This is a genomic window from uncultured Stenotrophomonas sp. (assembly GCF_963519925.1).
Classification (GTDB): Bacteria; Pseudomonadota; Gammaproteobacteria; order Xanthomonadales; family Xanthomonadaceae; genus Stenotrophomonas; species Stenotrophomonas maltophilia_AE.
This window is the reverse complement of sequence record NZ_CAUQPH010000062.1, coordinates 1-21,629: the sequence shown is the minus strand read 5'-3', so window position 1 is coordinate 21,629 and position 21,629 is coordinate 1. Positions and strand designations below refer to the sequence as shown.

21 protein-coding genes are annotated in these 21,629 nt (G+C 68.4%); 16 read left to right on the top strand and 5 right to left on the bottom strand.

Annotated elements, in window-relative coordinates; all coding sequences use genetic code 11:
- The 7 genes from RWO33_RS12190 to recO form a co-directional block, all read left to right on the top strand.
- A partial coding sequence (locus tag RWO33_RS12190) for a DegQ family serine endoprotease (RefSeq protein WP_314105057.1) occupies nt 1-1,433 on the top strand: 1,433 nt, incomplete at its 5' end.
- A gap of 146 nt (nt 1,434-1,579) precedes the next feature.
- Entirely contained in the window at nt 1,580-3,370 is a 1,791-nt protein-coding gene (gene lepA, locus RWO33_RS12185) for a translation elongation factor 4 (protein ID WP_314105059.1), read from the top strand.
- Between the two features lie 24 nt (nt 3,371-3,394).
- The gene (gene lepB, locus RWO33_RS12180; RefSeq protein ID WP_314105056.1) at nt 3,395-4,189 is read left to right on the top strand and encodes a signal peptidase I; all 795 of its coding nucleotides are present in this window, start codon (nt 3,395-3,397) and stop codon (nt 4,187-4,189) included.
- Between the two features lie 39 nt (nt 4,190-4,228).
- Entirely contained in the window at nt 4,229-4,606 is a 378-nt protein-coding gene (locus tag RWO33_RS12175; RefSeq protein WP_186308935.1) for a DUF4845 domain-containing protein, read from the top strand.
- Nucleotides 4,596-5,276 (top strand): ribonuclease III, encoded by a 681-nt coding sequence (gene rnc / locus RWO33_RS12170; protein ID WP_314105055.1) that lies wholly within the window; start codon nt 4,596-4,598, stop codon nt 5,274-5,276. Before RWO33_RS12175 ends, rnc begins: the two co-directional genes overlap by 11 nt.
- Nucleotides 5,273-6,169 (top strand): GTPase Era, encoded by an 897-nt coding sequence (gene era, locus RWO33_RS12165; protein WP_314105054.1) that lies wholly within the window; start codon nt 5,273-5,275, stop codon nt 6,167-6,169. Before rnc ends, era begins: the two co-directional genes overlap by 4 nt.
- Nucleotides 6,170-6,202: 33 nt before the next feature.
- Entirely contained in the window at nt 6,203-6,925 is a 723-nt protein-coding gene (gene recO, locus RWO33_RS12160; protein WP_314105053.1) for a DNA repair protein RecO, read from the top strand.
- Between the two features lie 17 nt (nt 6,926-6,942).
- Here recO and RWO33_RS12155 read toward each other — a convergent pair whose 3' ends face one another.
- Nucleotides 6,943-7,671, bottom strand: a complete 729-nt coding sequence (locus RWO33_RS12155; RefSeq protein ID WP_314105052.1) for a response regulator — start codon at nt 7,669-7,671, stop codon at nt 6,943-6,945.
- 137 nt (nt 7,672-7,808) lie between these two features.
- On the opposite strand from RWO33_RS12155, the gene rlmD reads away from it, so the two are divergent.
- The 8 genes from rlmD (at nt 7,809) to RWO33_RS12115 (ending at nt 13,971) form a co-directional block, all read left to right on the top strand.
- Nucleotides 7,809-9,143, top strand: coding sequence for a 23S rRNA (uracil(1939)-C(5))-methyltransferase RlmD (rlmD, locus tag RWO33_RS12150; protein WP_314105050.1), 1,335 nt, complete (start codon nt 7,809-7,811; stop codon nt 9,141-9,143).
- 1 nt (nt 9,144) lies between these two features.
- Entirely contained in the window at nt 9,145-9,630 is a 486-nt protein-coding gene (locus RWO33_RS12145; protein WP_314105049.1) for a CYTH domain-containing protein, read from the top strand.
- Between the two features lie 89 nt (nt 9,631-9,719).
- Nucleotides 9,720-10,727, top strand: a complete 1,008-nt coding sequence (gene nagZ / locus RWO33_RS12140; protein WP_314105047.1) for a beta-N-acetylhexosaminidase — start codon at nt 9,720-9,722, stop codon at nt 10,725-10,727.
- A complete protein-coding gene (locus RWO33_RS12135; RefSeq protein ID WP_145479630.1) occupies nt 10,727-11,281 on the top strand; it encodes a hypoxanthine-guanine phosphoribosyltransferase in 555 nt (184 codons plus the stop codon). Before nagZ ends, RWO33_RS12135 begins: the two co-directional genes overlap by 1 nt.
- A gap of 9 nt (nt 11,282-11,290) precedes the next feature.
- Nucleotides 11,291-12,037 (top strand): S-methyl-5'-thioinosine phosphorylase, encoded by a 747-nt coding sequence (locus tag RWO33_RS12130; protein ID WP_314105044.1) that lies wholly within the window; start codon nt 11,291-11,293, stop codon nt 12,035-12,037.
- Nucleotides 12,038-12,125: 88 nt separating this feature from the next.
- A complete protein-coding gene (locus RWO33_RS12125) occupies nt 12,126-12,335 on the top strand; it encodes a cold-shock protein (RefSeq protein ID WP_145479633.1) in 210 nt (69 codons plus the stop codon).
- A gap of 68 nt (nt 12,336-12,403) precedes the next feature.
- Nucleotides 12,404-13,660 (top strand): NAD(P)/FAD-dependent oxidoreductase, encoded by a 1,257-nt coding sequence (locus RWO33_RS12120; protein ID WP_314105042.1) that lies wholly within the window; start codon nt 12,404-12,406, stop codon nt 13,658-13,660.
- Nucleotides 13,661-13,716: 56 nt separating this feature from the next.
- Complete coding sequence (locus RWO33_RS12115) at nt 13,717-13,971, top strand: hypothetical protein (RefSeq protein WP_145479638.1); 255 nt, start codon at nt 13,717-13,719, stop codon at nt 13,969-13,971.
- 4 nt (nt 13,972-13,975) lie between these two features.
- Here the strand turns inward: RWO33_RS12115 and pdeM are convergent, their stop codons facing one another.
- From pdeM to RWO33_RS12095, 4 genes are read right to left on the bottom strand one after another with little or no spacing between them, the layout of a single operon-like run.
- Nucleotides 13,976-14,623: a ligase-associated DNA damage response endonuclease PdeM gene (pdeM, locus tag RWO33_RS12110; protein ID WP_314105041.1), complete on the bottom strand. Its 648-nt coding sequence runs from the start codon at nt 14,621-14,623 to the stop codon at nt 13,976-13,978.
- Nucleotides 14,613-17,060, bottom strand: coding sequence for a ligase-associated DNA damage response DEXH box helicase (locus tag RWO33_RS12105; protein ID WP_314105058.1), 2,448 nt, complete (start codon nt 17,058-17,060; stop codon nt 14,613-14,615). Before RWO33_RS12105 ends, pdeM begins: the two co-directional genes overlap by 11 nt.
- Nucleotides 17,061-17,074: 14 nt before the next feature.
- Complete coding sequence (locus tag RWO33_RS12100; RefSeq protein WP_314105039.1) at nt 17,075-18,679, bottom strand: ATP-dependent DNA ligase; 1,605 nt, start codon at nt 18,677-18,679, stop codon at nt 17,075-17,077.
- A complete protein-coding gene (locus RWO33_RS12095; protein WP_314105038.1) occupies nt 18,676-19,683 on the bottom strand; it encodes a ligase-associated DNA damage response exonuclease in 1,008 nt (335 codons plus the stop codon). Before RWO33_RS12095 ends, RWO33_RS12100 begins: the two co-directional genes overlap by 4 nt.
- A 106-nt stretch (nt 19,684-19,789) precedes the next feature.
- Here RWO33_RS12095 and RWO33_RS12090 point away from each other — a divergent pair, with 106 nt between their 5' ends.
- Nucleotides 19,790-21,421 (top strand): isovaleryl-CoA dehydrogenase, encoded by a 1,632-nt coding sequence (locus RWO33_RS12090; RefSeq protein WP_314105037.1) that lies wholly within the window; start codon nt 19,790-19,792, stop codon nt 21,419-21,421.
- The last annotated feature ends 208 nt before the right edge of the window (nt 21,422-21,629 follow it).

Sequence of the window (21,629 nt, the reverse complement as noted above, 5' to 3'; positions counted from 1 at the left end):
CCGCCGCCCAGGCCGCCGCCGCGCCGCGTGCCCCGGCCGCGCCGCTGGTCAGTGGCCTGCCGGACTTCACCAACCTGGTCGAACAGGTTGGGCCGGGCGTGGTGAACATCGAAACCACCATCGTGCGCAGCAACCGCCAGGCGCGCGGCGCCGGCCCGGGACCGGGCGACGATGAAATGCCGGAATTCTTCCGCCGCTTCTTCGGCCCCGATTTCCAGATGCCGGGCCAGCCCGGTGGCGAGGACCAGGGGCCGGGCATCCGCGGCCGCGGCATGGGCTCGGGCTTCATCATTTCGCCTGACGGCTACGTGCTGACCAACCACCATGTGGTGGCCGACGCCGGCGAAGTGAAGGTCAAGCTCGGCGACCGCCGCGAGTTCACGGCCAAGGTGGTCGGCAGCGACCAGCAGTACGACGTGGCCCTGCTGAAGATCGATGCGAAGAACCTGCCGACGGTACGCGTGGGCGATTCCAACACGCTCAAGCCCGGCCAGTGGGTGGTCGCGATTGGCTCGCCGTTCGGCCTGGACCACTCGGTCACCGCCGGCGTGGTCAGTGCGGTCGGGCGCAGCACCGGCGGCCAGGACCAGCGCTACGTGCCGTTCATCCAGACCGACGTAGCGATCAACCAGGGTAATTCGGGCGGTCCGCTGCTCAACACCCGGGGTGAAGTGGTCGGCATCAACTCGCAGATCTTCTCCGCCTCCGGCGGCTACATGGGCATCAGTTTCGCGATCCCGATCGACCTGGCCATGGGCGCGGTCGAACAGATCAAGAAGAACGGGCGGGTCAGCCGTGGCCAGCTGGGCGCGATCGTCGGCGCCATCACCGGCGACGTGGCGCAGGGCTTCAACCTGCCCGACAGCCGCGGTGCGCTGGTCAACGAGCTGGTCCCGGGCAGTGCCGCAGCCAGGTCCGGGCTGGAAGTCGGCGATGTGATCCGCTCGGTCAACGGCACCCCGATCAACACCTTCAGCGACCTGCCGCCGCTGATCGGCGCCCAGGCACCGGGCAGCAAGGTCCGCCTGGGCGTGCTGCGCGACGGGAAGGAGCGTGAGATCACCGCGACCCTGACCGAGCTGGCCGAGGATGCCGCCCGCGGCACCGCCGGTCCGGCTGCCGCGGACGCGGCGCCGCAGGTGGGTGCCAACGCCCTGCTGGGCCTGGATGTGGCCGACCTGACCGCCCCGCAGCGCCAGCAGCTGGGGCTGGACGCGGGCGAAGGCGTGCGCATCACCAGCGTCAAGGGCCAGGCTGCCCGCGATGCCCGGTTGTCGCCGGGCATGGTGATCCTGCAGGTCGGGCGCACCCCGGTCGGCAGCGTGGCTGCACTGAACAAGGCGCTGGGCGGCTACAAGAAGGGCGACGTGGTGATGCTGCTGGTGCGCGCGGGCAGCAACAGCGCCTTCGTGGCGGTCAAGACCGGGCAGTAAGTCCCGTCCCTGCTGCGTTTCCGGGCCCGCTTCGGCGGGCCCGGTCGCATTTGGCGCCCCGGCACGCGGGGAGGGGCCTGCCATGCGATAATGTGCCGTTATCCTGACGACGCGCCGCGCCGCCGCCACCTATGTCCTCTGATTCGATGCGGAACATCCGCAACTTCTCCATCATCGCCCACGTCGACCACGGCAAGTCCACGCTGGCCGACCGCATCATCCAGCTTTGCGGTGGCCTCCAGGCCCGCGAGATGGAGGCGCAGGTGCTCGACTCCAATCCAATCGAGCGCGAGCGCGGCATCACCATCAAGGCCCAGTCGGTGTCGCTGCCGTACGTTGCCAAAGATGGCCAGACCTACCACCTGAACTTCATCGACACCCCCGGCCACGTCGACTTCTCCTATGAAGTCAGCCGCTCGCTGGCCGCCTGCGAAGGCGCGCTGCTGGTGGTCGACGCCGCCCAGGGCGTGGAAGCGCAGTCGGTGGCCAACTGCTACACCGCGGTCGAGCAGGGCCTGGAAGTGGTGCCGGTGATCAACAAGATCGACCTGCCCACCGCCGATATCGAGCGCGCCAAGGCCGAGATCGAAGCGGTGATCGGCATCGACGCCACCGATGCGGTGCCGGTCAGCGCCAAGACCGGCCTGAACGTGGTCGACGTGCTGGAAGCGATCGTGCATCGCATTCCGCCGCCGGTGCCGCGCGATACCGACAAGCTGCAGGCGCTGATCATCGACTCCTGGTTCGACAACTACCTCGGCGTGGTTTCGCTGGTGCGCGTCATGCAGGGCCAGATCAAGGCCGGCGACAAGCTGCAGGTGATGTCGACCGGCCGCAACCACCAGGTCGACAACGTCGGCGTGTTCACCCCCAAGCGCAAGGTCCTGCCGGCCCTGCGCGCGGGCGAAGTGGGCTGGGTCACGGCCAGCATCAAGGACGTGCACGGCGCGCCGGTCGGCGACACCCTGACCCTGGCCGCCGACCCGGCCCCGGCGCCGCTGCCCGGCTTCCAGGAAATGCAGCCGCGCGTGTTCGCCGGCCTGTTTCCGGTCGACGCCGAAGACTACTCGGACCTGCGCGAGGCGCTGGACAAGCTGCGCCTGAACGATGCGGCGCTGCGTTTCGAGCCGGAAAGCTCCGAGGCGATGGGCTTCGGCTTCCGCTGCGGCTTCCTGGGCATGCTGCACATGGAAATCGTGCAGGAGCGCCTCGAGCGCGAGTACAACCTGGACCTGATCAGCACCGCGCCGACCGTGGTCTACGAGGTCCTCAAGACCGACGGCACCATCATCAACATGGACAACCCGGCCAAGCTGCCGCCGGTGAACATGGTCGATGAAATCCGCGAGCCGATCATCCGTGCCAACGTGCTCACCCCCGAGGAGTACATCGGCAACATCATCAAGCTGTGCGAGGAAAAGCGCGGCAGCCAGATCGGCATCAACTACATGGGCAGCCAGGTGCAGATCAGCTACGAGCTGCCGATGGCCGAAGTGGTGCTGGACTTCTTCGACAAGCTCAAGTCGGTCAGCCGCGGCTACGCCTCGCTGGACTACCAGTTCGTGCGTTTCGATGCCGGTCCGTTCGTCCGCGTGGACGTGCTGATCAATGGCGACAAAGTCGACGCGCTGTCGCTGATCGTGCACCGCAGCCATGCCGACCGGCGCGGCCGCGAGCTGTGCGAGAAGATGAAGGACCTGATCCCGCGGCAGATGTTCGACGTGGCCATCCAGGCCGCGGTCGGCTCGCAGATCATCTCCCGTACCACGGTCAAGGCGATGCGCAAGAACGTGCTGGCCAAGTGCTATGGTGGCGACGTTTCGCGCAAGAAGAAGCTTCTGGAGAAGCAGAAGGAAGGCAAGAAGCGCATGAAGCAGGTCGGCCGCGTGGAGATTCCGCAGGAAGCCTTCCTGGCCGTGCTGCAGATGGACAAGTAAGGCTCCCGTTCCCAAGGACACTGCATGAAACTGTTTGAAATCCTGCTGGTCGTACTGACCCTGGCGTCGGGCCTGATCCTGCTCGCCGACAAGCTGTACTTCGCCAGGGCCCGCGCCCGGCGGGCCGGACTGCTGGACAGCGAGCCGGTGCTGGTGGACTACTCCCGGGCGTTCTTCCCGGTACTGGCGATCGTGCTGGTGGTGCGCAGTTTCATTGCAGAGCCGTACAAGATCCCGTCCAGCTCGATGATGCCCAATCTGCTGATCGGCGACTTCATCCTGGTCAACAAGTTCGCCTACGGCCTGCGCCTGCCGCTGAACAATGCCAAGGTCGTGCCGATCGGCGAGCCGGCGCGCGGCGACGTGGTGGTGTTCCACTTCCCGGGCCATTCCGACAATGACCCGAACAAGGGCGAGAACTTCATCAAGCGCGTGATCGGCGTGCCGGGCGACGAGATCGCCTTCCAGGGCGACCAGGTGATCCTCAACGGCACCCCCCTCAAGTACGAGAGCAAGGGGTTGTATGCTGGGCACCGTGGCCAAGGCGAGGGCGCGTCCCTGCTGGTGGAGCACCTGCCGGGCCGCACGCACACCGTGCTGGAGACCGACTACCCGCGTGGCGAGGGCCAGTGGACCGTGCCGGCGGGCAAGTACCTGGTGATGGGCGACAACCGCGACAACAGCGATGACGGCCGTTTCTGGGGCCTGCTGCCGGAACAGAACGTCCGCGGCAAGGCCTTCCTGATCTGGCTGAACTGCTCGGGCTGGTTCTGCAAGGATGGCTTCGAACCGTCCCGCATTGGTACCGGCATCAACTGATTCCATGTCAAAAGCGCATCTGGGGAGATCGCAATGAAGATGATGAAAACGCAGCGTGGCATGACCCTGACCTCGTTCCTGGTCGTGCTGGCCGTGGTGGGGTTCGGCCTGTACATCGGCATGAAGCTGTTTCCGATGTATTCGGAGTTCTATGCGGTCAAATCCGCGCTCAAGGGCGTGGCGCAGGAACCCGGCGTGGCCAACAAGGAACCCGGGCAGGTATCGGAGATGTTCTTCCGCCGCCTGTACATCAACTATTCCGACAACGTGAAGCCGTCCAACGTGAAGTTCGAACGGGTCAGCGGGGGTTGGAACATGAAGGTCAACTACGAAGTGCGTCGCCCGCTGATCGGCAACCTCGACGTGGTTGGAAAATTCGAAGCACACCAGGAATTGACCCTCAGCGGTGCCGACTAACACTTTCCAACGTGGTGACCGCATCGGTCACGTCTTCCAGGATCCGGGCCTGCTGCAGCAGGCCCTGACGCATCGCAGCGCCGGAACCCCCAACAACGAACGGTTGGAGTTCCTTGGCGACAGCATCGTCAACATGATGGTGGCCCAGGCCTTGTACCTGCGCTGGCCGAAGGCCGACGAGGGCGCACTGACCCGGGCCCGGGCCGAGCTGGTGCGTGAAGGGGCGCTGGCGGTGATCGCCCGCACCCTGGAACTGGGCGACCGGCTCACCCTGGGTCCTGGCGAAATGAAGTCGGGCGGACACCGCCGCGACTCGATCCTGGCCGACGCGCTGGAAGCGGTGGTGGCGGCGATCTACCTGGACGCGGGGTTTGCCGCCTGCCAGGCGGTGGTGCTGCCCTGGTTCGCGGCATCCATGGAGGCGCTGCCGGCCACCGGCAAGCCCGAGAAGGACCCCAAGACCCGCCTGCAGGAATGGCTGCAGGGCCGACAGAAGGCACTGCCCCAGTACGAATTGGTGTCAGAATCGGGCGACGATCATGCCAAGACTTTCCGGGTGCGCTGCGGCGTAGCCGATCCCGCTGTCAGCACCGAAGGCGAAGGTGCCTCGCGACGGCTGGCCGAACAACAGGCGGCGGCCGCCGCCCTCGAGCAACTGGATTCCAAGTGAGCGAAGCAACCCCCCATCATTGCGGCAGCGTGGCCGTCATTGGCCGCCCCAACGTCGGCAAGTCGACCCTGACCAACGCGCTGGTCGGCGCCAAGGTCAGCATCGTCTCCAACCGCCCGCAGACCACGCGGCACCGGTTGCTGGGCATCGCCAGCTACCCGGAAGGGCAGCTGGTGCTGGTCGACACCCCCGGCCTGCACCGCGTGCAGAAGCGCGCCATGAACCGGGTGATGAACCGCGCCGCGCGCGGCTCGCTCGAAGGCGTGGACGCCGGCATGCTGGTGATCGAAGCCGGCCGCTGGGACGAGGAGGACACCCTGGCCTTCAACGTCCTGAGCGATGCCGGCATCCCGGTGGTGCTGGTGGTCAACAAGGTCGACCGGCTCAAGGACAAGGCCGCGCTGCTGCCGTTCCTGCAGCAGGTCACCGAGGGCCGCACCTTTGCGGCCGTGCACCCCATTTCGGCGCAGAAGCGCAATGGGCTGGAGGCGCTGGTGCGCGACCTGCTCAAGCTGCTGCCTGAAGCCCCGCCGATGTTCGGCGAGGATGAAATCACCGACCGCAGCCAGCGTTTCCTGGCCGGCGAACTGGTCCGCGAGCAGCTCATGCGCCAGCTGGGCGAAGAGCTGCCGTACGCCACCACGGTGGAGATCGAGCGTTTCGTCGAAGACGGCAACCTGCTGCGCATCGGCGCGGTGATCTGGGTCGAGCGCGAAGGCCAGAAGGCCATCGTGATCGGCAAGGCCGGTACCCGCCTGAAGGAGATCGGCGCCAAGTCGCGCCTGCAGATGGAGCGTCTGTTCGGGGCCAAGGTGTTCCTGGAGACCTGGGTGCGCGTGCGTGAAGGCTGGTCGGACGACGAAGCCGCGCTGAAGGCGTTCGGTTACGAGTAAGCCCGGCAGGGTTGCCTCGCCACGCCCCCGGCCATGCGCATCGATGACGAACCCGCCTTCGTGCTGCATGCCCGCTCGTGGCGGGAGACCAGCCTGCTGGTCGAAGTGCTCAGCGAACAGCACGGCCGGATCGGCCTGCTGGCCCGCGGGGTAAGCAGTCCGCGCAGCCAGGCGCTGCGCGCCGCCCTGCAGCCCCTGCAGTGGATCCGCTTCAGCGCCGTGCAACGTGGCGAACTGGCCCAGCTTCGCGGCGCCGAAGCGCTGGATGCGGCGCCACGGCTGGGCGGCGACGCGATGCTGGCCGGGTTCTACGTCAATGAACTGGTGATGCGGCTGGCGCCCCGCCAGGACCCGCTTCCGGAGTTGTACGACCACTATGGACTGGTGCGGCAGCGGCTTGCCGCCGCCGAGCCGTTGGCCTGGACGCTGCGACGGTTCGAGCGCGACCTGCTGGAAGCGCTGGGGTTCGGTTTCGACCTGGCCCATGGCAGTGATGGCGAACCGATCGATCCTGCGGCCCGGTATGAGCTGGACCCGCTGGAGGGGCCGCGAAGGTTGCTGAGCGAGCGCGGGACCGATCCGCGTCGGGGAACGGCGACCGGCAGTGCACTGCTGGCGCTGGCCGGAGACGTGCACCCGGGCACGGAGGACCTGGCCAGCCTGCGCCGGGGCATGCGTGCGGTGCTGCTGCACCATCTGGGCGGGCGCGGGCTGAAGTCGTGGGAGATGCTGGAGGATCTGGCGCGCCGCCGGTGATTCGTGTGCGTGGGGGCCTAATGCAACAGGGACTCTACGGCCGCCTTGAACTGGGTGTGGGCGCCGTTGGACTCGGGCATCTGGTGCAGCTGGCGTACCGCGCGCGCCAGGCGGGCGGCGCCGACGAAGCCGCAGCTGGCCTGCAGGCGATGCAGCTGGCCCTTCAGCGTGCCCACATCGTGCTGCTGGACCGCCTGGGCCACGGCGTCGCGGACCCCGGGCAGCTCGGCCAGGAACAGCTCGCGCAGGGCGACAAGGTGCTGGCGCTGCCCATTCAGTGCTGCCAGGGCGGTGATCTCGTCCCAGTCTTCGCGCTCGGATTCAGGCCCCGTGCCGGTGGACGCCACCGCAGCGCTGCCGGGGCTGTTGACCAACGCCCGGCGCACCGCCTGCAGCAGCAGTTCACGGCTCAGCGGTTTGACCAGGGTCTCGCTGAATCCGGCATCGCGCAGACGGGCGTGGATGCTGGTGTCGCCATCGGCCGTATGGGCCAGTGCCGGGGTGTCCGGGCGCGACAGGCGCAGGGCGCGCAGCAGCTCGCTGCCGTTGCCGTCGGGCAGGTTCACGTCGATCAGCCAGAGATCGTGCTCGCTGCCGCTGCCACGCTCCAGCGCCGACGCCAGCGAATCGGCGGTGTCTACATGGGCCGGCAGCGTTTCCAGCGCGGCGCGAAAAAAGCCGCGGCTGATGGTGTCGTCCTCGACGAGCAGTAATCGGGGCATGGCCGCCCTCGGGGTCTTCTGCATTGGGGCTGCCTCCATGTCAGCTATGTGCATATTAAACACAATATGGCGTCCTGCAAGCGCCCCAGCGTGAACACGCGGCAGTCCGGGCTGCGTATCTGCGACAATACGCACCCTTTTTGCCCGCAGCCTGTTGCCACGTGGCCCGATCCCGCTCCCGACTCGACCGTACCCCGTTCCAGACCGACATCCTTGACCTCAGCCATGACGGCCGGGGCGTTGCCCGCCGTGAAGGCGAGGGTGGCAAGGTCACCTTCATTTCCGGCGCGCTGCCGGGCGAGGTGGTGCGCGCCGAACCGACCGCCCGCAACCGGCACTTCGACGAGGCCCGGACCGTCGAGGTCCTGCAGGCCTCGCCGCAGCGCGTCAACCCGCGCTGCCCGCATTTCGGCGTCTGCGCCGGCTGCGTCCTGCAGCACCTGGACGAAGGCCAGCAGATCGTGGCCAAGCAGCGCGTGCTGCTGGACAACCTGACCCGGATCGGTCACGTCACCCCCGGCACGGTGCTGCCGCCGCTGGTCGGGGACAGCTGGGGCTATCGCCGCAAGGGGCGCTTCTCGGTGCGCCGGGTGGAAAAGAAGGACAAGACCCTGGTCGGCTTCCGCGAGCAGGATCCGCGCTTCGTCGCAGACCTGAGCCAGTGCCTGACCGTGATCCCGGAAATCGGGATGAAGGTGGCCGCGTTGTCGGCGTTCATCGAAACCCTGGACGGCAAACGCGACATCCCGCAGGTCGAGTTCATCGCCGGCGACGACGCCATCGTCCTGACCATCCGCCACATGCAGCCGCTCAGCGATGCCGACAAGGCCGCCTGGGCCGGCTTCGGGGCCGAACACGGCTTTGCGATCTTCCTGCAGCCCGGCGGCGTCGAATCGGTGCACCCGCTGCTGCCCGGTGACGTGCCGCTGTCGTTCCGGCTGGCCCCGTGGAACGTGGAGCTGGCGTTCCGGCCGCTGGACTTCATCCAGGTCAACGCGAAGCTCAACGAAAAGATGATCGCCCTGGCGCTGGAACTGCTGGACGCCGGCCCGGACGAGCGCGTACTGGACCTGTTCTGCGGGCTGGGCAACTTCACCCTGCCGCTGGCGCGCACCGTGCGCGAAGTGGTCGGCGTGGAAGGCGAGGCCGGGCTGGTGGCGCGGGCGAAGGAAAACGCCGCGCGCAACGGGCTGGACAATGCGCAGTTCTTCGCGGCCGACCTGACCCAGGACCAGCGCCAGACCCCGTGGATGCGGCAGGGCTTCGACAAGCTGCTGCTGGACCCGCCGCGCTCGGGCGCGATCGAAGTGCTGCAGCAGCTGCCGCTGAAGCAGTTCAAGCGGATCGTCTACGTCAGCTGCCACCCCGGCTCGCTGGCCCGCGATGCCGGCTACCTGGTCAACGAACAGGGCTTCACCCTGGTGTCGGCCGGTGCGATGGACATGTTCCCGCACACGGCACACGTGGAAAGCATCGCCGTGTTCGAGAAGCGCTGAGATGGGGCTGGAGATCGAACGCAAGTTCCTGGTCACCAGCGACGCCTGGCAGGCCGCCGCGCACGCGGTGATCCCGATGGCGCAGGGCTATGTGAACGACACCGCGGCGATCGAGAGCGGCGCGCAGAAGGCCTCGGTGCGGGTCCGCATCCAAGGCGATGCGGCGTTCCTCAACCTCAAATCGCGCGAGATCGGCCACACCCGCCAGGAATTCGATTACCCGATCCCGGTCGAGGACGCGCGTGCGCTGCTGGCGCTGTGCGTCGGCGGCCTGATCGACAAGCGCCGGCACCTGGTCCGCCACGGCGGCCTGTTGTGGGAAGTGGACGAGTTCCTGGGCGACAACGCCGGGCTGGTGGTGGCCGAGGTCGAGCTCGAGCACGCCGACCAGCCCATCGACCTCCCTGAATGGGCCGGGGACGAAGTCACCGACGACGTCCGCTACTACAACCTCGCCCTGGCCGCCCATCCCTACACAACCTGGTAGAGCCGGGCTCTGCCCGGCTGCCACGCTTCAGGACTTCTGCGACAATGCGGCAGTGCGCCATCATGGCGCCCCGTTTTGGAGATCAACCCATGCTCGTGATCGGCGTTGCCGGGACCGAACTTACTGCCCAGGAACGCGATTGGCTGCAGCACGATGCCGTGTCCGGCGTCATCCTGTTCAAGCGCAATTTCGCTTCGCGCCAGCAGGTGGCGGAGCTGTCGGCCGCGATCCGCGCCGCGGCCCCGCGCCCGCTGCTGGTCTGCGTGGACCAGGAAGGCGGGCGCGTGCAGCGGTTCCGCGAAGGCTTCAGTGACCTGCCCCCGCTGCAGGGCTTCGATGCGGCATACGCGCGTGACCCGGACGCCGCGCTGGCGCTGGCCGAGCAGCATGCCTGGCTGATGGCCAGTGAAGTGCGCGCCAGCGGCGTGGACCTCAGCTTCGCCCCGGTGGTCGACCTGGCCCGTGGCAACCGCGCCATCGGCGACCGCGCCTTCAGCGCCGACCCGCAGGTGGTGGCCGCGTTCACCCGCGCCTACGTGCGCGGCATGCACAGCGTCGGCATGGCCGCCACCCTCAAGCATTTCCCCGGCCACGGCAGCGTGCTGGAAGATACCCACGTGGCCGCCGCCAGCGATCCGCGTCCGCTCGATGCGCTGCGCGCGCTGGACCTGGTGCCGTTCGCGGCCGGCATCGATGCCGGTGCCGACGCGGTGATGATGGCGCACGTGGTCTACCCGCAGGTCGCGCCGGAGCCGGCCGGCTATTCCTCGCGCTGGATCCAGCAGATCCTGCGTGGCGAGATGGGCTTCCGCGGCGTGGTGTTCTCCGACGACATCGGCATGGCCGCCTCGTTCTCTGCCGGTGGCGTGGCCGCGCGCGTACATGCCCACCTGGACGCCGGGTGCGACGTGGTGCTGGTCTGCCATCCCGAACTGGTCGACGAAGCGCTGCACGCCGTGCACGGCCGCACTCTCAATACTGCCGCGCTGCTTGGCCTGATCGGCCGCGGCGCGCTTGGCTGGGACGGCCTGCTGGCCGACGCCCGCCATGGCAGCTCCCAATCCCGTTTGCTCGACACCCTTGGAAGAATCGTCTGATGCCCAACCTCACCATTTCCCAGGCCCTGGCCCAGGCCGACCTGCTGGTCGACCGCCCCACCATCGATGCGGCCATCGCGCGCATCGCCGATGGCATCGCGGCCGACTACAAGGGCGAGGTGCCGCTGTTCCTGTCGATCATGCACGGCGCGCTCCCGTTCGCCGGCCAACTGGCGCTTGAACTCGGCGCGCGCGGCCAGGACCTGCAGTTCGATTACCTGCACGCCACCCGTTACCGGGGCGAACTGACCGGCGGCGAGCTGGTCTGGAAGCACAAGCCCGCCACCTCGCTGTTCGGCCGCCGCGTGCTGCTGGTCGACGACATCCTGGACGAAGGCTTCACCCTGCAGGGCGTGCGCACCTGGTGCCTGGAGCAGGGCGCCACCGACGTCCGCATCGCCGCGCTGACGGTGAAGCGGCACGACCGCGCGCTGCCCGACGTCAAGGCCGATTACGCCGGTGTCGAACTGCCCGACCGCTACGTGTTCGGCTTCGGCATGGATGTCAACGAAGGCCTGCGCGGCGTGCCGGCCATCTACGCAATGAAGGAATAAGCAACGCCCATGGAATCCATCAGCCTGGCCGTGATCGGCGGCACCGGTGTCTACAAGCTGGCCCAGCTCGACGACGTGACCAGCCACGCGGTGGAAACCCGCTACGGCACTCCGTCCGGCCCGATCCGGGTCGGCACGCTGCTCGGCCAGCGGGTCGCCTTCCTCGCCCGTCACGGCGAGGGGCATTCCCTGCCGCCGCACAAGATCAACTATCGCGCCAACCTTGCTGCGTTGCAGCAGATCGGCGCCACGCGCGTGCTGGCCCTCAACACCGTGGGCGGCATCACCGAGCACTTCGGTCCGCGCGTGCTGGCCTGTCCTGAGCAGCTGATCGACTACACCTGGGGCCGCATCTCCACGCTCAGCGAGGAGCCGGGCAGCGAGGTGCTGCATGTCGATTTCGGCCATCCCTACACGCCGATGCTGCGCAGCAAGGTGCTGGCCGCGGCCAAGGTAACCGGCGTGCGCCTGCAGGACGGCGGCTGCTATGGCGCCACGCAGGGCCCGCGCCTGGAGACCAACGCGGAAATCGCGCGCATGCGCCGCGATGGCTGCGACCTGGTCGGGATGACCGGCATGCCTGAGGCCGGGCTGGCCCGTGAGCTCGGGCTGGACTACGCCTGCCTGGCAATCGTGGCGAACTGGGCGGCCGGCTGTGGCGATGGCGACGAGATCACGATGGCCGAGGTGCTGGCCAATGTTGACGCGGCTTCCGCCGGATTGCCGGAACTGATTGGCGAATTGGCACGCGGGTGATTGTCATTGCCTGACAAGGTTTGCATACTCCGGCAGTGCGCTGGTTGAGCGTACACCACCCATTCATTGAAGAAGGTCTTGCATTACCATGCCGAACGGTACCGTGAAGTGGTTCAACGACGCCAAGGGATTTGGCTTTATCTCTCCGGAGGATGGCAGCGCCGACGTCTTCGCGCACTTCTCCGCTATCAACGCCAAGGGCTTCCGCACCCTGGCTGAAAACCAGAAGGTCACCTATGACGTGACCCAGGGCCCGAAGGGCGCCCAGGCCTCGAACATCGTGCCGGTCGGCGAGTAATTTCCCCGATCGCGCATTGAAAACCCCGCTTCGGCGGGGTTTTTTTTAGCACCTGGACAGGATGTCGGATGAAGCAGCGCAGTATCGCCATCGTCGGTTACGGCACCGCAGGGCAGGCCCTCTCGGTGCTGCTTTCACGCGACGATCACAAGGTGCACGTGTTCGAGCGCGCGCCGACACCGGGGCCCGTGGGCGCCGGGTTCCTGCTGCAACCCAGCGGTCTGGACGTGCTGTGGCAGATGGGCCTGCTGCCGCAGGTGCTGCAGCACGGCGCAGCGGTGCGCCGCCTGTACGGCGACACGCCGTGCGGACGCGCAGTGATGGACATGCGCTACGCCGCACTGCACGCGCACCTGCATGGCATCGGCATGCAGCGCGGGGCCCTGTTCTCGCTGCTGGCGCAGGCCTGGGAACAGCCGGGCCACCTGCAGGCCGACACCGCCATCGTCGACGTCGACTGCGCTGCGGGGCGCCTCCGCGACGCGCGCGGGCAGTGGCATGGCCCCTATGACCTGGTCATCGCCGCGGACGGCTCGGCGTCATCGCTGCGCACGCTGGTGCAGGGCACGCGGCTGGACCGCGAGTATCCGTGGGGCGCGCTGTGGTGCCTGCTGCCGGGCGGTGACTGGCCGCACCACGACGAGTTGCGGCAACGCTACGTGGCCGCGCGCAAGATGATCGGCCTGCTGCCGGTGGGGACGCGACCCGGTGACGCGCAGCCGCGACTCAGTTTTTTCTGGAGCCTGCCGCGTGACCGCTTCACGCACTGGGAGCGTGATGGCCTGCCGCGCTGGCTGGAGGAAGTCCAGGCCTTGTGGCCACAGGCGCACGAACGCCTCCAGGGCATCACCGACGGCGCCCAGCTGGCCCGTGCCGGTTATCGCGACACGGTGATGACGCACTGGCACCGCGACCGGCTGGTGCTCGCCGGAGATTCGGCCCATGCGATGAGTCCGCAGCTGGGGCAGGGGGTGAACATGGCGCTGATGGATGCGCTGGCGCTGCGTGATGCATTGCGCGCACACCCGGCCACCGACGTCGCGCTGCAGGCCTACCAGGCGCAGCGCAGCGCGCACGTAGGTGTCTACCAGTTCTGGAGCCGCTGGCTGACTCCGGTGTTCCAGTCCGAGCGCGATGTGCTGGCGGGGGCGCGCAACGTCCTGTTCAAGCCGATGGGCAACCTGCCGGGCGGGCGTGGACACATGCTGCGCGTATTGAGCGGCACCCAGCGTGGCTGGTGGGGAAAGCTCGGACTGTCGCCGGGTTTCGTCGCCTCGATGGCCGCGCGTGTCGTAGAGGATGAACGGGAGACCCCCATTCATTGACAGGGGAGTCACCTCGTTCGTGGCACAAGGTTCCCGTACCCCTGAAGGAGAAAGACATGCTGTTCCCGGCCGACGTTCTCGAATCCGAACTCTGCAAGCTGCGCGGACTGTTGCAGATGCTGCACGAGGATCAGCCGGATGTGATGGAAGATGTCTTCGATTTTCATGTCACCAGCCTGGTCACCCATGCAGCACCGGAACACCACGCGCGCATCCGCTCGGTGGCGCGTTCGATGCTGGCCGAGGTCCTCGGCCAACCGGTGCGGCGCAATCCCCACGCACCCGAAATCCGGTTGATGGACGCCGCCTGAGGCCCTAGCGCGATGGCGGCAGCGCGATCGCGGCGTCTTCCACGCACGCCACCAGGCGTTCACCCGCGTCCAATACCGGCGCGATCCCCGCAGTGAAACGCGAATAGGCCGGCAGTACGGTCAGGCCGTCACGCAACCAGAACGCGGGCCAGCGCCGCTGCATGCCCGGCAGTCGCGCCAGTGGATGCAGGTGGCCGCACAGCACGTGCAGGCTTGGATGCGGCTGCGGATCGTGGCGCAGCAGGAACGGGCCTTCCTGCACCCGTTCGCCGAGCAGGGTGATGCCAAGGTCCGCCTTGGGCAGTACGCGGTCATGGTTGCCCGCCAACGCGCCGATCTCGAGCGCTTCATGCTGCTCGCGCCACCCTTGCCATTGCCGGTACCAGGACGCGCGGTGCGCCGCCCCGTGCAGCACGTCGCCGAGGATCCACAGCGTACGCGCCGGGTGCTGCCGGAGCAGGCGGGTCAGCCGTTCCAGGTCATCGCCGGTGCCGCCGCTGGGCAGGCCAATCCCGGCACGCCGGAACAGGTCTGCCTTTCCCAGGTGCAGGTCGGCGATCAGCAGGGCCTCGCGCGCGGGCCAGTACAGCGCACGTTCTCCCAGCAGCTGCACGGGTTCGCCGGCCAGGGTGATCGCGCAGTCAGTCCGCATGGCGTTTCTCCAGCTGGCCGACCGCGCGCAGTACGCGGGTCTTCCAGTCTTCATTGCTGAGCTGGCCGCGCAGCCGTTCGGCCCACAGCGGGAACGACAACGGCCCCAGCGTGGCGGGTTGCTGCACGCACACCGTGCGCGACTGGCAGCGGCGCAGCGCGTGGGCGAGATTGCCCAGTTCGAGCTGGGTGTGCAGGACTTCGCGGTCGGCCAGGCCCAGCAGGATATGCTCCGGATCATGCTGGCGCAGCACGTCGTATAGCAGGCCGGCCGAAGCCTGCAGCTGGCGCATGCTGCGCGGCGTGCGCCCCGGCAGCGCCGGGATCAGCAGTCCCGAGACGCGCGCGATGTCGCGGAACTGGCGGCGCGCCAGTTCGCTCAGGTTGAGGCTGTCACGCAGATCTTCGAACAGGCCCTCGGGCTGCAGCAGGGTGCCGACGCGTTCCGCATCGATCTCGACCGCGCGCGCCGGTGCCAGCACGAATCCGTAATCGTTGGCCGCGTACCCGAAGGTGTTGGCCTGCAGCCGGGTCCAGCGCAGCGCCATGAGTGCGGCCATGCCTTCGTTGACCTGGCGGCCGGCGAACGGATACACGAACACGAACTGGCCTTCGCGGCGACGCACCTGTTCCACCAGCAGCAGCGATGGACCCGGCAACGCCGACACGCGGGCCTGCAGTCGCAGCAACGGTTCCAGCCAGCGCATCTCCGGACTGTCTGGGGGGCTGGCGAGCACGGCTTCCATTTCCTGGCCCAGCGCCTCGGACAGCGGCAGGCGTCCGCCCTGCCAGCGCGGCACCACGCCGTCGCCACCCTTGGCCAGTTTCACGTACGCGGTCAGGTTTTCCAGCCGGACCAGTTCGAGCAGGCGCCCGGCGAACTGGAACCGATCACCAGGCCGCAGCCGACCCACGAACTGTTCCTCCACCGTGCCCAGCCGGCCCCCGCGCAGGAACTGCACCACGGCGCTGCCATCGCTGGTGATGGTGCCGATCGAAAGACGGTGCCGCAGCGCCACGCGGCGGTCGTGCACGCGGAAGATGCCGTCCTCGTCGCGCACCACCTTGTGGAAGTCGGGGTACTGCGCCAGCGCCCGCCCGCCCTGTACGATGAAATCGAGCACGCCCTGCCAGTGCGCGCTGTCCAGTGATGAGAACGCATGCGTGCGGCGCACCTGCGCCAGCAGCGCATCCGGTTCGAAACCGCCGCCCAGCGCACAGCTCACGCAGTGCTGGGCAAGCACGTCCAGCGAAAGCTGCAGGGGGCGGCGCGCTTCGATCACGCCCGCGGCCAGTGCACGGCGCGCGGCGGCGTACTCGACCAGCTCGAGCGCATGCGAGGGAACGCAGACGATGTGGCCGGATTCGCCCGGGCGATGCCGCGCTCGGCCCGCGCGCTGCACCAGCCGCGCGATGCCTTTCGGGCTGCCGACCTGCAGCACCTGGTCCACCGCGGGGAAGTCCACGCCCAGGTCCAGGCTGGAAGTGGCCACCACGCAGCGCAATGCGCCGTCGCGCAGGCCCTGCTCGACCATCCGGCGCTGTGCGGGATCCAGCGAACCATGATGCAGCGCCAGCGTGTCAGGGTCTTCCGGCCACACCGCCGCCAGCGCCTGGTGCCACAGCTCGGCCTGCGCGCGGGTGTTGGTGAACAGCAGGCTGGTGCGCACGGCCAGCAGTTTCTGCTGCACGCGCTGCAGCTGTGACAGTCCCAGGTGCCCGGCCCAGGGGAAGCGTTCGCCCTGCGCGGGCAACAGGGTTTCCACCGCCACCGGTCGTGGACGGACCCCTGACACCATGGGCGCATCCGGCAGGTCGGGCAGCAGGACCTGGCGTGCTTCGTCCAGGTTGCCCAGCGTGGCGGACAGGCCCCAGACCTGCAGCGTGGGCAGGGCATCGCGCAGGCGGCGCAGGTTGAGCTGCAGCAGGACGCCGCGTTTGTTGCCCAGCAGTTCATGCCATTCATCGACCACCACGCAGCGCAGCCTGCGCAGTCGCTCCATCGTGTCGGGGTAGCTGAGCAGCAGGGCCAGCGATTCGGGCGTGGTCACCAGCACGTCGACCCGCCCTTCGCGCGCCAGGCGCTTGTCGCGCGCGCTGGCATCGCCGGTGCGCAGCCCGACCTGCCAGTCCAGCCCCAGCGCGGACAGGGGTTCGCGCAGCGCCCGTGCGGTATCGCTGGCCAGTGCGCGTAGCGGAGTGATCCACAGCACCTGCAGCGCCGGCACGGTTTTGCCGTTGCGGCCGGTGCTCGTGCGCGGCAGCGGGTCGGCCAGCGCCTGCAGCAGCGGACCACCGAACATCGCCAGCGTCTTGCCGCTGCCGGTGGGCGTGTGCAGCAGGCCGGACTCTCCCGCCAGGTAGTGGCGCCACATCGTCTTCTGGAACGGCAGTGGCGCCCAGCCGCGGCTGGCAAACCACGCGGTAAGCCGCGCCATCGCCTCGCGTCGCGTCACCGTGCCAGGGCCTGCAGCTGCGCCAGCGTGTCCGCTTCGCTGGCCGGTTTGTCGTGGCGCCAGCGCAGGATCCGCGGGAAGCGCACGGCAATGCCGGATTTATGCCGGCTGCTGCGGTTCACGGCTTCGAAGCCCAGCTCGAACACCTGTTCGCCGCGCACGCTGCGCACCGGGCCGAAGCGTTCGACCGTGTTCGCGCGGATCCACCGGTCCAGCTGCAGGATTTCCTTGTCGTCCAGGCCCGAGTAAGCCTTCGCCACCGGCACCAGCCGTTCCCCGTCCCAGACTCCGAAGGTGTAGTCGGTGTAAAGCGTGCTGCGTCGGCCATGGCCCGCCTGTGCGTAGATCATGACTGCGTCGATGGTGAGCGGCTCGATCTTCCACTTCCACCAGTCGCCGCGGCGTCGCCCGCTCTGGTAGGGCGAGCTGCTACGCTTGAGCATCAGCCCTTCCACGCCGCGTTCGCGCGCCTGCGCGCGCTGCACCGCGGCGTCGTCCCAGTCGTTTGCGGCAAGGGTGGGAGACAGCACTAGTCGCGGATCACCGAGCGTGTCGAGCACGTCGGCGAGCTTCGCGCGGCGCTCGGCCAGCGGTAGCGCGCGCAGGTCTTCGCCGTCCAGCTCCAGCAGGTCGTAGGCCAGGACGCGTACCGGCGTATCGGCCAGCGTCTTCGCACCGGGCTTGCGGCGTTGGATGCGGGTCTGCAATGCGGTGAACGGCAGCGGCTGGTCCTCGCCGTCGCGCCAGCCCAGCAGTTCGCCATCGATCACCGTGCCATCGGGCAGGTGCATCGCCGCCGTTTCGATTTCGGGAGAACGCCCGTCCAGGCGCTCTTCGCCGCGCGACCACAGCGCCACTTCGCCCTTGCGGCGCAGCAGCTGCAGGCGGATGCCATCCCACTTCCATTCCAGCGTCCAGTCGGTGACCGGGCCCAATCCGGCCACCTCGGTTTCAATCGGCGACGCGAGGTAGAACGGGTAGGGCTGCTGCCGGTCCTGCGGCAGCTCCTCGGCGCTGAGCAGCGAGGCGAGCAGCCCGGGCGAGGGCACCCATTCGCCCAGCATCCGCTGGGCGATGCGTGCGATGTCGATCCCCGACAGTTCGGCGAGTGCCTGCTGCACCAGCCGCTGCGACACGCCCACCCGCAGGGCGCCGGTAAGCAGCTTGTTGAACACCAGCCGCTCGGCCGCGGGCAGCTGCGTCCAGCCCGCTTCCACGGCCGCGCGGCGCACCGCTTCGGGCTGGTTGGCGACCGCCAGCAGATGCTGTTCGATCCACTCGGCCAGCGGCCGGTCCGGCGCGGCTTCGGCTGGATCATCCAACAGCAGGGTCAAGGTTTCGGCCAGGTCGCCGACCTGGTCGTAACTGTCGGACACCAGCCATGGCGGCAGCGCAGCGGCCTCGGCGATCCACGCACGCAGTTCACCGCTCGCGGCAATCCTGCGCCGCGCACCACCGACCTTGCCGCCACTGAGCAGGTACAGCGCCCACGCCGCATCGTGCGGACGCGCGTCGCGGAAGTACGCCACCAGTGCAGCGCGCTTGTCCAACGTCGCGGTGCTGCGGTCCAGGCGCTGGTACAGCGCGGCGAAGGCCTTCATTCCTCGCTCCCGAAATCGGTGCGGAAGGCCTCGGCGGCGATCCCGCGTTCGCGCAGGAACGGAATGAGCGCATCGGTGTTGCCATGCGTGGCGATCACCCGGCGCGCGCCGGTCTGTTCGATGGTCTGCAGCAACGCGGGCCAGTCGGCATGGTCGGAGACCACGAATCCCCGGTCGTAGTTGCGGCGCCGGCGGTTGCCGCGCAGCCGCATCCAGCCCGACGCGAAGCCGAGCTGATGTTTGCCGAACCGCCGCAGCCAGGTCGTGCCGGCAGCCGACGGCGGTGCCAGGATCAACTTGCCGGCCGCATCGGGCTCGCGCCCCTGTTCGGCCACCGTGTGCGTTTCCAGCATCGGAATGCCCGCCTCGCGGTACACCGCCACGCCATTGGCAATGGCGCCGTGCAGCCAGGCCGGCTGATCGTCCAGCGGCAGCAGCTCGGCCAGCACCCGCTGCGCCTTGCCCAGTGCGTAGCAGAGCAGGATGGCGGCTTCGCCGCGGTGCGCGCATTCGCGACGCCAGGCCACGATCTCGGCCGCCACTTCGGCGGTGTCCTGCCAGCGATAGATCGGCAATGCGAAAGTGGCTTCGGTGATGAACACATCGCAGCGCACCACCTCGAACGGCGCGCAGGTCGGGTCGGGCTGGCGCTTGTAGTCGCCCGAGGCGACCCAGACCTGCGACCCGTCGTCGATGCGCACCTGCGCCGAGCCCAGCACGTGCCCGGCCGAGTGCAATGACACGCGCACCTTGCCCAGGGTGAACGATTCACCGTACTCGTAAGCCTTCAGCGGCACATCGCCCAGCCGCCAGCGCAGGATCGGCACGCTGCCGGTGGTGCTGTAGTACTGGCCCATGCCGCCGCGCGCGTGGTCGCCGTGGCCATGGGTGATCACCGCGCGCGGCACCGGCCGCCATGGATCGATATGGAAATCGCCCGCAGGGCAGTACAGGCCTTCCGGGCGCAGCACCACCAGATCGTTGTCCGCAGCTGTCATGCTCATGCCTGCACTGTGCCGTCGCGCTCGTGCACGAGGTGAGAATCCGCCTGAACGGCGGCCTGCGCCTGGATGCGGCAGAATCGGCCTGTCCGCCAGGAGGGCCTGCACGATGACGTCCGTTCTGCCAGCATTTGAAACCCACGAAGTCGACAACCAGCCGCCGCCGTTCGGCGGGCGCAACCTGTGGGCCGACGATGTCGCCCTGGCCGAGGCGGTGCAGCGCGAGGGCGGGGGCGCGTTCACCGCGGCGTTGCAGGCCTACGGTGCGATCGCCGGCGACGCGTTGTATCGGCTGGGGTTCGACGCCAACCGCGATCGTCCGCGACTGCGTACCCACGATGCGCAGGGGCACCGCATCGACACGGTGGAGTTCCACCCGGCCTACCACCAGCTGATGGAGCTGGGCAAACGCCATGGCGTGGCAGGGCTGTCCTGGCAGGACGGCCGCCCCGGTGCGCACGTCGCACGCGCCGCGCTCAGCTTCCTGCATCACCAGGCCGAGGCCGGCACCAGTTGTCCGCTCACCATGACCCACGCGGCGGTGGCGGTACTGCGCCAGGATCCGCTGCTGGCCGACTGGGCCGACAAGGCCGCCGCACCGGTGTACGACCCGCGCGATGTGCCGATGGCCGACAAGGCCGGCATCACCCTGGGCATGGGCATGACCGAGAAGCAGGGCGGCTCGGACGTCCGCAGCAATACCACGCGCGCCGAGCTTCGCGAAGACGGCAGCTACGCGCTGGTGGGGCACAAGTGGTTCTTCTCCGCGCCGATGTCCGACGCCTTCCTGGTACTGGCGCAGGCGCCGGCGGGGTTGACCTGTTTCCTGATGCCGCGCCGGCTGGCCAATGGCAACCGCAATGCCTTCCGGTTGATGCGGTTGAAGGACAAGCTGGGCGACTGGTCGAACGCGTCCAGCGAGGTCGAACTGTGTGGGGCCTGGGCGCGCCGGGTGGGCGAAGAAGGGCGGGGCGTGGCCACCATCATCGGCATGGTGATGATGACCCGCCTGGACTGCATGCTCGGTGCCGCCGCGGAAATGCGCATGGCGCTGGCGCAGGCACTGCACCACACCCGCCATCGCACTGCGTTCGGTCGGCGGCTGTGCGATCAGCCGCTGATGGCCAACGTGCTGGCCGACCTGGCGATCGAATCCGAGGCGGCGACCGCGTTTGCCATGCGCGTGGCGCGTGCGGTCGACCTGGCCGCGCATGATGCGCGGGAAGCGGCCTTCGCCCGCATCGCCACCGCCGTGGGCAAGTACTGGGTCTGCAAGCGGGCGGCGGTGTTCGTCAACGAAGCGCAGGAATGCCTGGGCGGTGCAGGGTATGTGGAAGAGTCGATGCTGCCGCGCCTGTACCGGCAGGCGCCGCTGAATTCGATCTGGGAAGGCAGCGGCAACATCCAGTGCCTGGACGTACTGCGTGCGCTGGCGCGCGAACCGCAGGCGCTGCCGGTGCTGGACGCGGAACTGGATGCGGTGGCCGGCCGCGATGCCGACTACGATCGCGCGCTGCAGTCGCTGCGCGGCGTACTTGCCGCGGCACCGGCGGAAGCACAAGCGCGGGCGGTCACCGAGCGCTTGGCACTATTGCTGCAGGCGGCGGTACTGCTGCGGGCGGGCAGCCCGGTGGCGGAGGCGTTCGTGCGTTCGCGCCTGGGCGGGGTGCACGGGATGGCGTTCGGGACGCTGGATGAGGCGGTGGATTGCCAGGCGGTAATGCAGCGCGCGCTGCCATGAGGCCGCGCGCGGTTGTCGCAACCGCGCGCGGCAATCAATCAATCAATCAATGCTTGGCGTCATCCGCGTTCTGGCGGGCGTCGTCGGCGACGTCGCGGGCCTTGTCGGCGACCTTTTCAGCGGCATTGGCGGTAGCGTCGCTGGCGTTGGCGGCCGCGTCGCGGGCGGCGACCTTGGCATCGGCTGCGGCCGCAGCGGTGGCATCGGC

Coding starts and splice junctions, on each gene's coding strand:
- RWO33_RS12135 (WP_145479630.1), top strand. CDS start 10,727: ATGCCCAACCTCACCATTTCCCAGGCCCTGGCCCAGGCCGACCTGCTG.
- RWO33_RS12130 (WP_314105044.1), top strand. CDS start 11,291: ATGGAATCCATCAGCCTGGCCGTGATCGGCGGCACCGGTGTCTACAAG.
- RWO33_RS12125 (WP_145479633.1), top strand. CDS start 12,126: ATGCCGAACGGTACCGTGAAGTGGTTCAACGACGCCAAGGGATTTGGC.
- RWO33_RS12145 (WP_314105049.1), top strand. CDS start 9,145: ATGGGGCTGGAGATCGAACGCAAGTTCCTGGTCACCAGCGACGCCTGG.
- RWO33_RS12105 (WP_314105058.1), bottom strand. CDS start 17,060: ATGGCGCGGCTTACCGCGTGGTTTGCCAGCCGCGGCTGGGCGCCACTG.
- lepA (WP_314105059.1), top strand. CDS start 1,580: ATGCGGAACATCCGCAACTTCTCCATCATCGCCCACGTCGACCACGGC.
- RWO33_RS12155 (WP_314105052.1), bottom strand. CDS start 7,671: ATGCAGAAGACCCCGAGGGCGGCCATGCCCCGATTACTGCTCGTCGAG.
- lepB (WP_314105056.1), top strand. CDS start 3,395: ATGAAACTGTTTGAAATCCTGCTGGTCGTACTGACCCTGGCGTCGGGC.
- pdeM (WP_314105041.1), bottom strand. CDS start 14,623: ATGCGGACTGACTGCGCGATCACCCTGGCCGGCGAACCCGTGCAGCTG.
- RWO33_RS12095 (WP_314105038.1), bottom strand. CDS start 19,683: ATGAGCATGACAGCTGCGGACAACGATCTGGTGGTGCTGCGCCCGGAA.
- recO (WP_314105053.1), top strand. CDS start 6,203: ATGCGCATCGATGACGAACCCGCCTTCGTGCTGCATGCCCGCTCGTGG.
- RWO33_RS12120 (WP_314105042.1), top strand. CDS start 12,404: ATGAAGCAGCGCAGTATCGCCATCGTCGGTTACGGCACCGCAGGGCAG.
- RWO33_RS12100 (WP_314105039.1), bottom strand. CDS start 18,679: ATGAAGGCCTTCGCCGCGCTGTACCAGCGCCTGGACCGCAGCACCGCG.
- RWO33_RS12175 (WP_186308935.1), top strand. CDS start 4,229: ATGATGAAAACGCAGCGTGGCATGACCCTGACCTCGTTCCTGGTCGTG.
- RWO33_RS12090 (WP_314105037.1), top strand. CDS start 19,790: ATGACGTCCGTTCTGCCAGCATTTGAAACCCACGAAGTCGACAACCAG.
- nagZ (WP_314105047.1), top strand. CDS start 9,720: ATGCTCGTGATCGGCGTTGCCGGGACCGAACTTACTGCCCAGGAACGC.
- RWO33_RS12115 (WP_145479638.1), top strand. CDS start 13,717: ATGCTGTTCCCGGCCGACGTTCTCGAATCCGAACTCTGCAAGCTGCGC.